At 55.2% G+C, this 14,565-nt stretch carries 11 protein-coding genes; 4 read left to right on the top strand and 7 right to left on the bottom strand.

The genetic code is table 11. The features are described from left to right. Genes cydB through cydC form a run of 3 tightly spaced genes read left to right on the top strand, consistent with a single transcriptional unit; the run spans window position 1 to window position 4,306 of the window. Window positions 1-1,002 (top strand): cytochrome d ubiquinol oxidase subunit II, encoded by a 1,002-nt coding sequence (cydB, locus tag FFI95_RS07215; protein WP_144821757.1) that lies wholly within the window; start codon window positions 1-3, stop codon window positions 1,000-1,002. Next, entirely contained in the window at window positions 1,003-2,694 is a 1,692-nt protein-coding gene (cydD, locus tag FFI95_RS07210; RefSeq protein WP_144821756.1) for a thiol reductant ABC exporter subunit CydD, read from the top strand. Further along, window positions 2,687-4,306, top strand: a complete 1,620-nt coding sequence (gene cydC / locus FFI95_RS07205; RefSeq protein ID WP_144821755.1) for a thiol reductant ABC exporter subunit CydC — start codon at window positions 2,687-2,689, stop codon at window positions 4,304-4,306. The genes cydD and cydC overlap by 8 nt, the downstream gene beginning before the upstream one ends. A 9-nt stretch (window positions 4,307-4,315) precedes the next feature. Here cydC and FFI95_RS07200 read toward each other — a convergent pair whose 3' ends face one another. The 4 genes from FFI95_RS07200 to FFI95_RS07185 all read right to left on the bottom strand — a co-directional run bounded on the left by FFI95_RS07200 (window position 4,316) and on the right by FFI95_RS07185 (window position 8,210). Continuing rightward, window positions 4,316-5,557 carry a saccharopine dehydrogenase family protein gene (locus tag FFI95_RS07200; RefSeq protein WP_144821754.1) on the bottom strand — a complete coding sequence of 414 codons (1,242 nt, stop codon included), beginning with the start codon at window positions 5,555-5,557 and terminating at the stop codon, window positions 4,316-4,318. A 14-nt stretch (window positions 5,558-5,571) separates the two neighbouring features. Then, window positions 5,572-6,414 carry a putative RNA methyltransferase gene (locus tag FFI95_RS07195; RefSeq protein ID WP_144821753.1) on the bottom strand — a complete coding sequence of 281 codons (843 nt, stop codon included), beginning with the start codon at window positions 6,412-6,414 and terminating at the stop codon, window positions 5,572-5,574. A 104-nt stretch (window positions 6,415-6,518) separates the two neighbouring features. Next, window positions 6,519-7,460, bottom strand: a complete 942-nt coding sequence (locus FFI95_RS07190; protein WP_144821752.1) for an electron transfer flavoprotein subunit alpha/FixB family protein — start codon at window positions 7,458-7,460, stop codon at window positions 6,519-6,521. Further along, window positions 7,461-8,210, bottom strand: a complete 750-nt coding sequence (locus FFI95_RS07185; protein ID WP_144821751.1) for an electron transfer flavoprotein subunit beta/FixA family protein — start codon at window positions 8,208-8,210, stop codon at window positions 7,461-7,463. It lies immediately after the preceding gene. A gap of 531 nt (window positions 8,211-8,741) precedes the next feature. Here FFI95_RS07185 and FFI95_RS07180 point away from each other — a divergent pair. Beyond that, window positions 8,742-10,394 carry an electron transfer flavoprotein-ubiquinone oxidoreductase gene (locus FFI95_RS07180; protein ID WP_144821750.1) on the top strand — a complete coding sequence of 551 codons (1,653 nt, stop codon included), beginning with the start codon at window positions 8,742-8,744 and terminating at the stop codon, window positions 10,392-10,394. Window positions 10,395-10,472: 78 nt separating this feature from the next. On the opposite strand, the gene FFI95_RS07175 is transcribed toward FFI95_RS07180, so the two are convergent. The 3 genes from FFI95_RS07175 to FFI95_RS07165 form a co-directional block, all read right to left on the bottom strand. Continuing rightward, a complete protein-coding gene (locus FFI95_RS07175) occupies window positions 10,473-11,288 on the bottom strand; it encodes a thioesterase family protein (RefSeq protein ID WP_144821749.1) in 816 nt (271 codons plus the stop codon). A gap of 72 nt (window positions 11,289-11,360) precedes the next feature. Continuing rightward, window positions 11,361-12,329, bottom strand: coding sequence for a radical SAM protein (locus tag FFI95_RS07170; RefSeq protein WP_144821748.1), 969 nt, complete (start codon window positions 12,327-12,329; stop codon window positions 11,361-11,363). Window positions 12,330-12,346: 17 nt separating this feature from the next. Further along, complete coding sequence (locus tag FFI95_RS07165) at window positions 12,347-14,557, bottom strand: FAD-dependent oxidoreductase (RefSeq protein ID WP_144821747.1); 2,211 nt, start codon at window positions 14,555-14,557, stop codon at window positions 12,347-12,349. Window positions 14,558-14,565: the final 8 nt, after the last annotated feature.

Below are 14,565 nucleotides of genomic sequence, written 5' to 3'. Positions count from 1 at the left end.
ATGGAACTGCTTGATCTTGCATTGATCTGGGCATTTATTATCGGTTTTGGCGTCATCATGTATGTGTTGATGGACGGCTTTGATCTGGGGGTGGGAATTCTGTTCCCCTTCGCCCCATCGGAGCCGGACCGGGATATCATGATGAACTCGGTTGCACCGGTATGGGACGGTAACGAAACCTGGCTTGTCCTTGGCGGCGCCGGGCTCTTGGGCGCCTTTCCCCTGGTGTACAGCATTGTGATTCCGGCGCTGTATATTGGCGTGTTCCTGATGCTGGCCGGCTTGATTTTCCGTGGCATAGCCTTTGAGTTCCGCTTCAAGGCACGCAGCTCCCGTTACCTCTGGAACTGGGCGTTTGCCGGTGGCTCTACGGTGGCAGCCTTCGCCCAGGGTGTGGTTGTCGGCACCTATATTCAGGGGTATGAAACAGCCAATGGTGTCTTTACAGGCGGTGCCCTGGACTGGCTTACACCCTTCACCGTCCTGACAGGCCTGGGCCTGCTGGCAGGCTATGCACTGCTCGGTTCTACCTGGCTGATTATGAAGACTGAAGGTCAGCTACAGGAGTGGGCCTATAAAATCACCCTGCCCCTGCTGATTGCTGTACTCGTCGTATTCGGCATTATCGGTATATGGACACCGTTTGTTGACGATATGGTTCGTGAACGCTGGTTCAGCAACCTGGGCATTATCTGGGTATTGCCTGCGCTGACGCTGCTGTGTGCATTCCAGGTGTTCCGGTCTGTGCGCAACCGGTCCGAAGGCATGCCGTTTGTGGCCACTATGGGGCTGTTTATAACCACTTATCTCGGCCTGGTAGCCAGCCGCTGGCCATATCTGGTGCCACCTGAGTACACACTGTGGGATGCAGCATCTGCGTATGATTCACAACTGTTCCTGTTGATAGGCCTGCTGATTGTGATTCCCTTTGTGCTGGTGTACACCGCCTGGACCTACTGGGTATTCCGGGGCAAAGTGCGCGCTGGCGAGGGTTATCACTAAGTGACAGCGCCTGTACCTGATCAGCGCTCAGTCAGGCGCTGGCTTTCAGGGCTTACACGCGGCAACCGACACTGGATTCAGGGTACGGTTGTCGCGGGTACCCTGGCCGGCGTTGCAACCATCGTCCAGATGGGCTTCCTGGCGAAGATTGTTCACTTGGGCGTTGTCGAAAAAGAACCAGCCTCCGGGCTGGTTCCCCTGTTTATCGGGCTGATTGTAGCCGTTATATTCAGAGCACTGGCACAAGGCGTTCAGACCCACCTGGCAGCAAGATGCAGCGAACAGGTACGGCACACTGCGCGCAATCAGATCCATCAGCACTGGCGCAAAAGCGGCCCGGTTATTCTGGGGCAAGACTCTGCGGGCAGCCTCGCCCGGGAGTGGATTGACCATGTCGATGCTCTGCACGGTTACTTCGCCCGTTTTTTGCCCCAGATGGTGCTGTCCCTGATCGTTCCCCTGCTTATTCTGATACTGGTCTTCTATCTTGACTGGCTTGCCGGAATTTTCCTGCTGCTTTCCGCGCCCCTGATCCCGATATTTATGGCTCTGGTGGGTATGGGGGCAGAAAAACTTAACCAGCAACATTTCGAAATTATAAGCCGGCTTTCGGGTCAGTTCCTGGACAAGGTCCGGGGACTGACCACACTGCAACTGTTCGGTCAGACTGAGAACGCGGCAACAGTTATCCAACAGAGATCTGACCAGTACCGCAGAATTACCCTCAAAACCCTGCGCGTTGCATTTTTATCGTCGGCCGTTCTGGAGTTTTTCGCTTCGGTTGCGATTGCTGTCATTGCAATTTACATCGGGTTCGGACTGCTTGGATACATAAGTTACGGCCCCTCTCCCGACTTAACCCTGTTTTCGGGGTTGCTGATTCTGCTTCTGGCGCCAGAATTCTTTCAGCCGCTGCGAACACTGTCCCAGCACTACCACGATCGGGCCGAAGCGCTGGGTGCTGGTGCCGAAATCCTGGCGCGACTGAGTGAGGAGTCGCCCAGGCGCCCAACCCGGGCCGCCTGCAGCCAGAATGGCACACAGCGCACGACAAACACGATAAAACTGGACGCCGTATCACTTGCGTTCCGGCCGGAACACAGTGTCCTGAACAAGGTTTCTCTGGATATTGCCAAAGGAGATATTGTGGCTCTCACCGGCCCTTCAGGCGGAGGGAAGTCCACACTTTTACACCTTCTGGCAGGCTTTCTTGTGCCAGACAGCGGCAGTATTCGAATTTTTGGCAACCCGCCGGGCGCCGCTCCTTTTGGCTGGCTGGGGCAAGGGCGTTTTTTTGTACAAGGCACCTGGGCCGACAACCTGCGACTCACCAGCCCCGGGGTGTCTGATGCTGTTATCGAGCAGGCACTCCGCATCGTCGGTCTCGGCCCGCTTTTGGATAGCCGGAATGAAGGCATCTACAGCAAGGTTTCGGAAGGCGGACAGGGTTTATCCGGAGGTCAGGCGCGACGCCTGAGCCTGGCGCGGATTTTTGTCGCGGATTACGATCTGATACTGCTGGATGAGCCAACGGCGGGTCTGGACCGTGAAAGCGAAAGGATCGTACTGGAAGCTCTGCGCGAGCTTACCCGCAGGGGCAAAACCCTGATCTATTCCACACACCACCAGAGCTTGCTGGCACTGGCAAAACGGCATCTCGTGGTCCGCGATGGCGAGGTAAACGATGTCTGAGCTGAAACCCTGGCTAAAACTGATTTTTGCCCGGCCGGGGCGCTTGCTGGCCGGAGGCCTGCTGTTGCTGGCTGCCCTGCTCTCAGGGCTGGGGCTGCTGTCGCTTTCCGGGTGGTTCATTACTGAAACGGCACTGGTCGGTATTCTGCTGGCAGCAGGGTTACCCGCCACTATTAACCTGTACGTACCTGGCAGTGGCATTCGTTTTTTTGCGGTGTCGCGCACGGTCTCCCGGTACTTTGAACGCTTGTATAACCACGATACAGTACTACGGCTGTTAACCGACATTCGTGTTGCATTATTCCGTAAGCTGGCCGCGGCCGGGCGCAACCAGCGGCATGAGCTCTCCGGTGCTCAGTGGTTATCAAGACTGACCAATGATGTGGATGCGCTGGACACCCTCTATCTACGCCTGATTGCCCCAGCTGCACTGGCAGCGTTGGTGACCTTGCTTCTCTTCGGGCTATCTGCCCTGTTGTTTGATTTGTGGATAGCCACACTGATTGCCATCATACTTGTGGCGGCGTTTTTAGTGGCAACCCTTGCCGTTTATCTGCAAACCGCAACCCTTGCCTCACGCCAGAGTGATCAACAGGAAGCATTAAGAACCGCGGTTATTGAGCACCTTGAAGGCTTCGCAGAAATCACCGCCGCAGGCCGTACCGGGCAACACGGTGACTGGCTTCTGGGCCAGGCGTCTGAGGCCTCAGCAGAGCAGGTTAAAGCTGATTCCCGGATGGGTTGGTACCAGGCAGGTTCGCACTTGCTGATTAACCTCTCTGCGGTGTTTGCCCTCTGGGCCGGATTTGAACTGTTTCACTCCGGGGCCATTTCCGGCCCGGTTCTGGTTTTACTGCCCATCGCCCTGCTTGGTCTGGCCGAGGTTTATGGAATGCTGCCTGAAGCGTTTGGAAAACTGGGCGCCACAAGAGCCTCGGCTGCCCGTCTGAACCGGGACTGCAGGAATCCTGATCCTGGTAACAACGCCTCTACAGTTGTAAGCCTGCCGGAACCCCTGGCCTTGTCCGTGCACGACCTGACTATTAAACACTCTGATAACGCGCCTTTGTTTACCGACTTTAACCTGCAAGTGAAAGTCGGTGAGCGAGTAGGCATTCTTGGGCAATCCGGCAGCGGTAAATCCTCCCTTGCGGATGTTTTTACGGGACTTCTGGCGCCAACTCAGGGTGCCGTTAGCGCCCGGCCCTGTGCCTACCTTACCCAGGAAACCGTGTTGTTTGAGGACACCTTGCGGGCCAATCTTCTGCTGGGCGCGCCCGATGCAAGCGATGCCGAACTCTGGCGTACTCTGGAAGTGGTGGATCTGGCAGAACGGTTCAGTACCGAACCTGATCAACTGGATACCTGGCTGGGAAGTTCAGGCAGCCGGCTTTCTGGCGGTGAGGCAAGGCGTGTTGCGCTGGCAAGGGTACTGATAAACCCGGCGCCAGTACTGATACTGGATGAGCCTTTTACCGGTGTCGATGCAACAACCCGGGCAAGAATAGCCAGACAAATCGACGCCTTGCTTGAAGGCCGCACAGTGATCAGCCTGGCCCATGGGCCGGAAGCCCTTCCGGGCACCGACCGCATCATTCAGGTTGGAGGTTAAAACTGGCTATTAGCGGGTTTCAACCACTTCAAAAGTCAGCCCGGCTCTGCTGGTTAAACGTTCCAACAGCTGACTGTTCAGAACCGAGGCAGGCGTCCAGAAACCACCCGGCTGTTCTGCCGGGATATCGAACGCCAGGCACATGCCGGCTTCACCCAGCATTTTACTGGTAGAACCATACCCCGGATCGGCATCACCAGTGACCTTTGTAATCATGGTTTTACCGCTCCCGGTGCGCCCCACAAAGCGCATATCATAGAAACCTGCCTTCTGATCTTCCGGGCTCGGCCCCTCCCCCGGCTGAGGTACAAGCTTTTCGACAAACCAGCGGCTGGGTTTGATAGCCGATGCCGTCAGAAACCCTGCCAGTGCTGCAGTAATGCCGTAAGCGGTAAGCCGGCCTTTGGCGCCTCTGCCGGTCATCATGGCTTCATCGTAGGTAAACTCCTTACCATAGCGCGCATTCTGCATGGCGTTGGAGCGGTGCACGATACGGGTATTGATAGCACCCATTACAAAGGGCGCCAGCCAGACATTAAAGGTTTTATCAAATTCAGCGCCTTTGAGGTTAGGCTGGCGCACCTTTGAGCGATGCTCAGGCGGGCAAATGGAGAATGGATTCGCCAGTTGCTTGCGTAATTTCGGGTCTGCAGCCGCCTCTTTGGCAACGTTGATCATGGACGCAACCGTTCCGCCGGAGAGACCGCCCTTTGCAACTTTCACGCGCATACGCACGTCCTGGCACACCTCGCCAAAGATTTTTTCCGCCTGCTGCTGCAAGAACCAGACACCCATATCCGACGGAATCGAGTCAAAACCGCAGCAATGCACAATCCTGGCGCCAGATGCTTTTGCCTGATCCTCATAACGCTCAATCATGCGGCGGATCCACTGCACTTCACCCGCCAGGTCGCAGTAGTCGGTCCCGGTTTCCACGCAGGCTTTTACCAGAGGCTCGCCATACAACGCGTAAGGGCCCACAGTAGATATAACCACGCGGGTCTGCTCACACATGGTTTTCAGTGCCTGTTCATCTGTGGCATCCGCGAGAATAACCGGTAACTCACCGGCGCCTTCTCCCAGCCTGGATTTAAGGGTGCTGAGCTTGCTTTCTGAACGCCCGGCAATCGCCCACGTTACCTCACCATTTACACCATACGTGTTAAACAGATAATCCGTGAGTATCTGACCGACGAAGCTGGTCGCACCAAAAATAACCAGGTCGTAGGTGGTTTCTGTTGATTTGGTCATTGATTGTCCTTTTGTCAGTTTTTTTCCAATCTCCGGATAGTAGCTTCCACTGTAACACTGAGTGATTCAAGTTCTTGTATACGGGCCAACCCTTTTGTACTGCCCCGATAAAAATGAGGTGTCATGGCCAGAAGGTCGGCAATGGCGTTTTGATCAGGAAGTTCCAGGCTGAAACACACGGCAGACTTTTCCAGAACTGAAAACCCTTCCGGCGCTGTATCCGGAACCTGTCTGGACTCCTTCAACTCCGGGTAAATGATTTCCCGCAGCTCGCGCAGATGATCTGAGCCAGACTCTACCTCAATCAGCTCACCACCAGCCCGAAGCACACGGGAAAACTCCTGATAAACCGGGAAACCAAACAGACAAAGAATACGATCCAGAGTTTCTGGCAACACCGGTAAGTTGGCGTTACTTCCTACCACCCATGTCGGGTTTTTGTCTTGCCTGGCTGCGGCCAACACTGCCGATTTGGAGATATCCAGCCCGAGCAGCGTCAAGCCAGTACCTTCCGGCGCACTGTCTGAAAGGCACCGCAGGTAATAGCCTTCACCACATCCCGCATCAAGGCAGCTCAGGCTGCGGATGCTGGCATCATCCTGGAATACTGCCCGGCAAACAGCGTCGGCTATGGGTTGGTAATACCCGGCATTGAGAAAACGCTGGCGGGCGGCAACCATCTCTTTATTATCGCCAGGGTCTTTCGAGCGTTTGTTCTGTACCGGCAATAGATGAACATAACCCTGGCGGGCAATATCAAAATTATGACCGGCACTGCAGTGCCAGCTTTTCCCGTTGCAATGAAGCGCGCCCCCATCGATGGGACAGGCTAAAGAGGTAAACGGGCTTGAGGCCATAGTATGCAACCGGGCAGCAGCGGGTTATGGGTAACAAACTTACAGTTTATGGTGCCCCAACAAAAAAGACACCCGAAGGTGTCTTTTTTGAGGACTGGATAGAGTTAAAGAACTTTCTTCAGCTCTTCTTCCAGTTGCGGCACTGCTTCAAACAGATCCGCTACCAGGCCGTAATCGGCAACCTGGAAAATCGGTGCTTCTTCGTCCTTGTTGATCGCAACGATCACTTTGGAGTCAGACATACCCGCCAGGTGCTGAATGGCACCGGAGATACCCACTGCAATATACAGCTGTGGCGCAACAATTTTACCGGTCTGGCCTACCTGCATGTCGTTCGGCACAAAGCCGGCGTCAACAGCGGCACGGGACGCACCGATACCAGCGCCCAGCAGATCAGCAACCTGCTCCAGCATCTTGAAGTTTTCGCCATTCTGCATGCCGCGACCACCGGAGATAACAATCCCGGCGCTGGCCAGATCCGGACGATCAGACTCAGCCATCTGCTCGCTGACAAAGGCAGAAACGCCGGCGTCTTTCACTACGTCGACCTGCTCAACGGCGGCAGAACCGCCTTCAGCGGCAACCGGATCAAACGCTGTCGGACGTACCGTGACAACCTTGATGCTATCGCTTGCCTTGACCGTCGCAATTGCGTTACCGGCATAGATCGGACGCGCGAAGGTATCTTCAGATTCAACACGGATAATGTCAGAGACCTGAGCAACGTCCAGCAGCGCCGCAACGCGGGGCATGAAATCTTTACCATTGGTTCCGGCGGCAGCCAGAACGTGGCTGTAACCTTTACCCAGCTCTGCGATCAGCTCGCCCAGGTTTTCAGCCAGGAAGTGGCCGTACGCAGCGTTGTCAGCAACCAATACCTTTGCAACGCCGTCTGCCTTGGCAGCAGCTTCGCCTACAGCACCACAGTTTTCACCGGCAACCAGCACATCAATATCGCCGCCGATAGCCTTGGCAGCCGCTACAACGTTCAAAGTAGCCTGATTCAGGGTGCTGTTGTCGTGTTCAGCAATTACAAGGATGCTCATTTAGATCACCTTCGCTTCGTTCTTCAGTTTGTCGACCAGCTCAGCAACGTCTTCCACTTTCACACCCGCCTGACGCGTTGCAGGTGCTTCTACTTTCAATGTGGACAGGCGCGGCGCCACTTCAACACCCAGGTCTGCCGGGCTCATTGCATCAAGCGGCTTCTTCTTGGCCTTCATGATGTTTGGCAGAGACGCGTAACGTGGCTCGTTCAGACGCAGGTCGGTGGTTACGACCGCCGGCAGGTTCAGCGCAACGGTCATCAGACCGCCGTCTACCTCACGGGTAACATTCACTTTTTCGCCTTCAACAACAACTTCTGAAGCGAAGGTGCCCTGCCCCATGCCAGTCAGTGCAGCAAGCATCTGACCCGTCTGGTTGTTATCTGTATCGATGGACTGCTTACCCAGAATAACAAGCTTGGGCTCTTCTTTCTCAACAACCGCTTTCAGAAGCTTGGCTGCGTCGAGAGACTGAACATCATCCTCGGTTTCAACGTGGATACCACGGTCTGCACCCAGCGCCAGAGCAGTACGGATTTGCTCCTGGCAAGCCTTGGGGCCCATAGACACCACTACAATTTCACTGGCAACACCCTTTTCTTTCAGGCGAACCGCTTCTTCAACAGCGATTTCGCAAAACGGGTTCATTGCCATTTTGACGTTGGCGAGATCAACACCAGTGTTATCCGGCTTGACACGTACCTTTACGTTGTAATCGATTACTCGTTTTACAGCGACCAGAACCTTCATAGATTCCTCGTTCTTCTACGATGGGTTAATGACTCTCAATCAAAAACACTCCACAGCAGGCCCGGATAAGGGCGGGCAACAAAGCGTTCTCAATTGCTTCATTTCGGCTGCATACCCGTAAACCGGTATACAGACCGAACGTTACAAACAGCGGCCTCGCACTGGGGCCATCCGTCACGGCGAACTAATACTGAAGGCAAAGAGTAAGCGGGTCAATAGCCTGATCAGCCGTGTCGCGCGTGATTTCCAGACCAGTCCGCTGCGCTTGTCGCCGCTTCATACAAGAAGTACATACGCAATAACCGGCCCAGAGTGCTGAAATACAGCACAAAACTACCTTGCCAAAGCGCCCGCTACATTTCAAACAAACGTTTGTTTGAAATGGTAAATACGGTATGATTTATATGTAAAAAGCTGGATTATCAGGCTTCAGGTAGTCGTCTGGGGATACTTTTAACGGTATGATGGCACTCCGGAATTCAAAAGCCTGCGGGCATACAATATCCATTAAAGATGTTTGAGGAGACCAACGTGGAACGCGAATCGATGGAGTTTGATGTTCTTATCGTCGGCGGTGGGCCGGCTGGCCTGTCGGCAGCCTGCCGTGTCAAGCAGCTGGCGCAGGAAGCCGGCGAAGAGCTGGAAGTGTGTGTAGTAGAGAAAGGCTCCGAGATTGGTGCGCACATATTGGCCGGTACCGTTTTCGAACCAACCGCCCTCAATGAGCTTTTCCCCGACTGGAAAGAAAGAGGCGCCCCGCTGAACACGCCGGTGACCCGTGACGACATTTTTCTGCTGAAGAACCAGGAAAAGGCCACCAAGGTCCCGAATGCGTTTGTGCCCAAAAACATGCATAACCAGGGCAACTACATTATCAGCCTGGGCAACCTTTGCCGCTGGCTCGGAGAACAGGCAGAAGAACTGGGTGTCGAAGTCTATCCTGGCTTTGCCGCGGATCAGACCATTGTTGAGGATGGTCAGGTCAAAGGCATCATTACCGGCGACATGGGCGTAGCCGCCGACGGCTCTGAAAAAGATGGCTACATGCCAGGCATGGAGCTGCGCGCCAAGTATACCCTGTTCACAGAAGGCAGCCGCGGCCATCTTGGCAAGCGCCTGATCAAGGACTTTAAACTGGATGAGGGCAAAGACGCCCAACACTATGGCATTGGCATCAAGGAGCTGTGGGACATAGACCCGGCCAAACACGAGCCCGGTCTGGTTGTTCACACAACAGGCTGGCCTCTGAGCGAAACCGGCACAACCGGTGGCTCCTTCCTTTACCATCTGGAAAATGGTCAGGTGTATGTCGGCCTGATTACAGATCTCTCCTACAGCAACCCGCACCTGAGCCCGTTCGATGAATTCCAGCGCCTGAAGCTGCATACGGAATTCCGGAAGTATCTTGAAGGTGGCAAGCGTGTATCCTACGGTGCCCGCGCACTGACCAAAGGCGGATATAACGCCCTGCCGAAGATGAGCTTTCCGGGTGGCCTGCTCCTTGGGTGCGATGCAGGTACGCTGAACAGCTCCAAGATTAAAGGCTCTCACACCGCGATGAAGTCCGGCCTGCTTGGCGCAGAAGCCGTGTTTGAGGCGCTGAAGAGTGGCCAGACGGGCGAAGAGATCACCAGCTTCGCTGACCGCTATGAAAACAGCTGGCTATACAAAGAGCTGTACGACGAGCGTAACTTCGGCCCGGCCATGCATAAGTTCGGTAACTTCATCGGGGGTGCAATTGCCTTCTTTGAGCAGAACATTCTGCGCAGAAGCCTGCCGTTCACCTTCCGCGATCTGACGCCGGACTACGCGACCATGAAGCCCGCGGCTGAGAGTAAAAAGGTGGAGTATCCGAAGCCGGACAACAAGCTGACCTTTGACAAGCTATCCTCGGTGTTTATTTCCAACACCAACCACGCGGAAAACCAGCCGGTTCATCTTAAACTGACCGACCCGGACATTCCGATCAAAGAAAACCTGCCGAAGTACAATGAGCCTGCTCAGCGTTACTGCCCGGCGGGGGTTTACGAAGTTGTGGAAGCCGAAGACGGCAGTGGGAAGAAATTCCAGATCAACGCTCAGAACTGTGTTCACTGCAAGACCTGTGACATCAAGGACCCTGCACAGAACATTACCTGGGTACCACCGGAAGGTGGTGGCGGGCCAACTTACCCGAACATGTAAGTTAGCCGTGCAATGTGAGCACCAGCCTGGCTGGTGCTCAGGAAGGCGGGAATGTGGCTCTGCGGCATTCCCGTTTTTTTATTTCCGCTCCACCCCGGGCATCGCCATGGGCATGATCGTCTGCAGTATTTTTCCTACCGGACCCTGAGCGTCGAACATTGTTGTTTCTACCAGCCCGACACCCACCTCTTGCATACGGCTGCGGGCATCCACGCCCAGCCACTCGCCCACCGGTCGGCGGTGGAGATACAGACTTACATCAGCATTGATGCAGCCGGTATCGTCGCTCAGCCTGAGCTGACCTACCCCGTTCCCGAAGTCACAGAGCGTCGCGGCCATTACAGTGGGGCTCGTTTCAATCCCTTCAACCAATGGCACCGGTAATTTCATCCAGGCCAGGCCATGCCCTTCGCCTTTAATACCGTCAACAATCACTGCTTTGGCAGTACTATGCAGACCCACCGGGCTGTACTGGTTTTGCCAACCCGCCACCCCGGACAGAGTGGTTTCAACCGACCCGGTCGGTGGCGCAAGCTCTGATGCCGGAAAGCGCCCATGATCCGGAACCGGGACAGATGTGTTCTCCAGAAAAAGGGCGCTGGCCCGGGCAACCTCTGTATCACCGGCTAATAACGAAGCTTCCATAACCTGAATACGCTTACCTCCGCGCACCAGCCGAGTCGACAGTGACAAGGGTGCCGAAGGGGCTGGCCGCAGCAAATCCACCGTGAGCCGCGCCATATGTAAACTTGCATTATCGGTCGCCTGTTCCACGGCATGGGCCATCAGGCCCACCACCGGACCGCCATGCAAATGCTTAGGGCTCCAGGGGCTGCCACTTGCCGGCGTTGGCACAAAAAATTCCCCATCCCGCTGAAAGAGTGCTTTAGTCATGAACCTTCCTTATTGATATTGTAGTCGTACCAGACTCAGGATATTGGACAATGCGCGGCTCGCCTGCAACAACTAACCCGGGGCCGAACAACTCGCACCGTACCGGTAACAGGAAAAACACCGGTGGTGCCGCAACATGACACGCTCATCCATACTCTGCGCCAGTGATCCGCCCAGATCATACTGAGGGTCGTCATCCACCAGAGTACACGCATAAACCCGGACGTCGTCGCCTTTCTTCACCAGCATCCGTGTATAGGTGCACATGAAATGTGATCGGCTCTGAGGGGTCGGGTATTTCTCCATGCAGTTTTCGGTGATCTCGGGGCTGCCATCTTCCGACCCCGGCGTTCCCAGATCCGGGAATGCCGTAAACGCCAGATTCTCCGGAATCTGCCACTCGCGGAATATACTCCGAAAGGCAGCTTCCACCTCTGCTGGCACTTCATTGGAATCTGTCTGGCGGGCAACCGATACCTTAAAGCCCTGCTCCAGTAACCAGTGAATCCCCTCCAACGCCTGATCAAAACTGCCCTCCCCCCGGTCCTTGTCGTGACGGGCACGGTCTGGAAAGTCCAGGCTTACACGGAAGTGAATCGGGTACGGGTTGTTCAGCAATGGCAACACCTGGTGCCGGCGCTTGAGCAAAGGTTCTGTCGCGTTCGTCAGCACAAAGCACGGGCGGTGCTGGCTGGCATAATCAAGGATGTTTACGAAGTCGCGAATCACGAACGGTTCACCGCCTGTAAATGAAAACTGCTCTACCCCCATCTCCAGTGCTTCGTGGAGAAATGGCTTCACATCACTCAGTTTCATACCGGAAATACGGCCATCGCCGGGGTGACTGCCTTCCAGACAGAACGGACAAGCCAGATTGCAGGCGGTACCAGTATGAATCCACAGTTCTTTCAGCGTGTCCGCATCAATGTAGCCTCTGGGGGCACCATTGCGGGTGTGGGTCCAGCTATCGAACGCTCTGGACCCCAGCACTTCCACCGCCGGAATGCGCTTTCCGGCAGGTCGGGTTTCGGTCAGGGGCATGGATGCTCCTTGCTGGTTCATGAATCATGATGCTCTGACACAGATTGCACCGTTTGGTTTCCGTTATGGGTCCGGGGTTTACCCCGGCGCCAGCCATGCAATGTCTCGAGCAACTTCAAAATACTTTCAGGGGCGTTCGCACGTTTCCACTCACCGGCTGCGAACCTGGCCGACTCATTCCAGGTCGGGTACGGATGAACGGTACCGAGGATCTTGTTCAGGCCCAGACCGTGTTTCATGGCCAGTGTAAACTCTGCAAGAATTTCACCCGCGTGAGAGCCTACAACAACGGCTCCCAGAATTTTATCTTTGCGCGGTGGCGTAAGGACTTTTATAAAGCCATAGTCTTCGCTTTCCGCAATGGCCCGGTCCAGGTCATCAAGGCCGTACCGGGTCACTTCAAAGGCAATACCTTGTGCCCGGGCCTCCGTCTCACTGAGACCGACACGAGCCACTTCCGGCGAGGTGAATGTTACCCAGGGCATCACCCGGTAATCCACCCGGAAGCGTCTGAACGAGCCAAACAGGCCGTTCACCGCCGCATACCACGCCTGGTGAGACGCTGCGTGAGTAAGCTGATAGGGGCCGGCCACATCGCCACAGGCATACACATTAGGATAACGAACGCTCATATCCGCGTCAGCCGGAACCACACCGTTAGGAAGGGTTTCCACACCTATACATTCCAGATTCAGGCCTGTAGTATTTGCCGCGCGACCAACAGCCACCAGCACCTGATCAAAGGGAATCCGGACCCGATCACCACCCTGCTCGCAGTAGGCAACTTTTTCCCCTTCCTCCATACAAAACTCAACTGCAGAATGTTGCAGGCGTACGTCGATACCATCCGCCTCAAACTGCTTAAGTACCAATGCGGCAACATCCTCGTCTTCTTTTGTCAGCAAACGCTTATCACGCTCAATCTGAGTAACCCGGCTGCCCAGCCGTGCGAAGGCCTGGGCGAGTTCAGAGCCGATGGGGCCACCCCCAAGAACCAGCAACCGCTCCGGTTGCTCCTGAAGCGCCCAAAGGTTTTCAGAGGTGAGCGGTTGCATGTCTTCCAGGCCTGGAATAGCGGGCAGAGCCGGCTTGCCTCCCGTGGCGATTATAATGCTTCGCGCAGTCAGGCGTTCGCTGCTGCCGTCAGTGTGCTTTATTTCCACCTCCCAGGGAGACACGAAACTCGCTTCACCGGCAATGCAGTCCACGCCCAGTTTGCGATAACGTTCCGGCGAGTCATGTGGTTCAACTCTGGCAATCACCTCTTTTACCCGGCTCATAATCTTCCTGAAAGAGCCAGTCACGGGTACAGATTCTAGTCCATAACGATTGGCGTTGCGCATGGTATCTGCGACGTTAGCACTACGAATCAGCGCCTTGGATGGCATACAGCCCGTGTTCAGGCAGTCACCCCCCATTTTGTCCTTTTCGACCAAAGCCACTCTGGCTTTCACCGCGGCGGCAATATAGGCCGACACCAGCCCGGCAGAGCCCCCGCCTATCACAAGCAGGTTATAGTCAAAGCGCTCCGGCTTCTGCCAACCCGCATAGACTTTTCGGCGGCGGACAAAGCCCACCACAAACCTGGCAATCAAAGGGAACATCCCCAGTAGTACAAAGGACAGCAGTACATCGGAAGAGACGATGTCCGCCGTTGAGCTAATCTGTCCCAACTGGGTACCCGCGTTCACATACACAAAGGTACCCGGTAACATGGCAGCCCAGCTTACAAGCGCGTAGGTACGCAGTTTCATGCCCGTCAACCCCATGGCCAGATTGATCAGGAAAAAAGGAAATACCGGCACCAGCCTCAATGTGGCCAGGTAAAATACACCGTCTTTTGAGATGCCCCGATCTATCTTCGCCACAGTCTCCCTGTACCGTTTACGAAGTGTGTCACGCAGTAAATACCGGGCCACCAGAAACGCCACAGACGCCCCGACCGTCGAGGCAATGGACACCGCAACCAGTCCGAACAGGTTGCCAAAAAAAGCACCGCCTGCCAGAGTCATTATCGCGGCGCCGGGCAAAGAAAGGGCCGTTACAACAACATAAATCGCAGCATACCCGGCAATCGCAATGAACAGGTTCTGATCAATCCACGTAGCCAGAGCTTCCTGATGCGCCTGCAGGTTTTCCAGTGTAAGCAGTGTGTGCCCATCAAACCCCAGAAAAAGGCTCACAATTACAACGATGAGCACCACAAGAAAAAACTTTTTACGATTCATATTGAAAC

Origin of the sequence: Marinobacter piscis (assembly GCF_007671655.1) — a bacterium.
Classification (GTDB): Bacteria; Pseudomonadota; Gammaproteobacteria; order Pseudomonadales; family Oleiphilaceae; genus Marinobacter; species Marinobacter piscensis.
This window is presented reverse-complemented; position numbering and strand designations above follow the sequence as displayed.

Excerpts from the sequence above, each read along its gene's own strand:
- FFI95_RS07200 (WP_144821754.1), bottom strand. The coding sequence starts at position 5,557 with ATGACCAAATCAACAGAAACCACCTACGACCTGGTTATTTTTGGTGCG.
- FFI95_RS07170 (WP_144821748.1), bottom strand. The coding sequence starts at position 12,329 with ATGCCCCTGACCGAAACCCGACCTGCCGGAAAGCGCATTCCGGCGGTG.
- FFI95_RS07165 (WP_144821747.1), bottom strand. The coding sequence starts at position 14,557 with ATGAATCGTAAAAAGTTTTTTCTTGTGGTGCTCATCGTTGTAATTGTG.
- cydB (WP_144821757.1), top strand. The coding sequence starts at position 1 with ATGGAACTGCTTGATCTTGCATTGATCTGGGCATTTATTATCGGTTTT.
- FFI95_RS07185 (WP_144821751.1), bottom strand. The coding sequence starts at position 8,210 with ATGAAGGTTCTGGTCGCTGTAAAACGAGTAATCGATTACAACGTAAAG.
- cydC (WP_144821755.1), top strand. The coding sequence starts at position 2,687 with ATGTCTGAGCTGAAACCCTGGCTAAAACTGATTTTTGCCCGGCCGGGG.
- FFI95_RS07175 (WP_144821749.1), bottom strand. The coding sequence starts at position 11,288 with ATGACTAAAGCACTCTTTCAGCGGGATGGGGAATTTTTTGTGCCAACG.
- FFI95_RS07195 (WP_144821753.1), bottom strand. The coding sequence starts at position 6,414 with ATGGCCTCAAGCCCGTTTACCTCTTTAGCCTGTCCCATCGATGGGGGC.
- FFI95_RS07190 (WP_144821752.1), bottom strand. The coding sequence starts at position 7,460 with ATGAGCATCCTTGTAATTGCTGAACACGACAACAGCACCCTGAATCAG.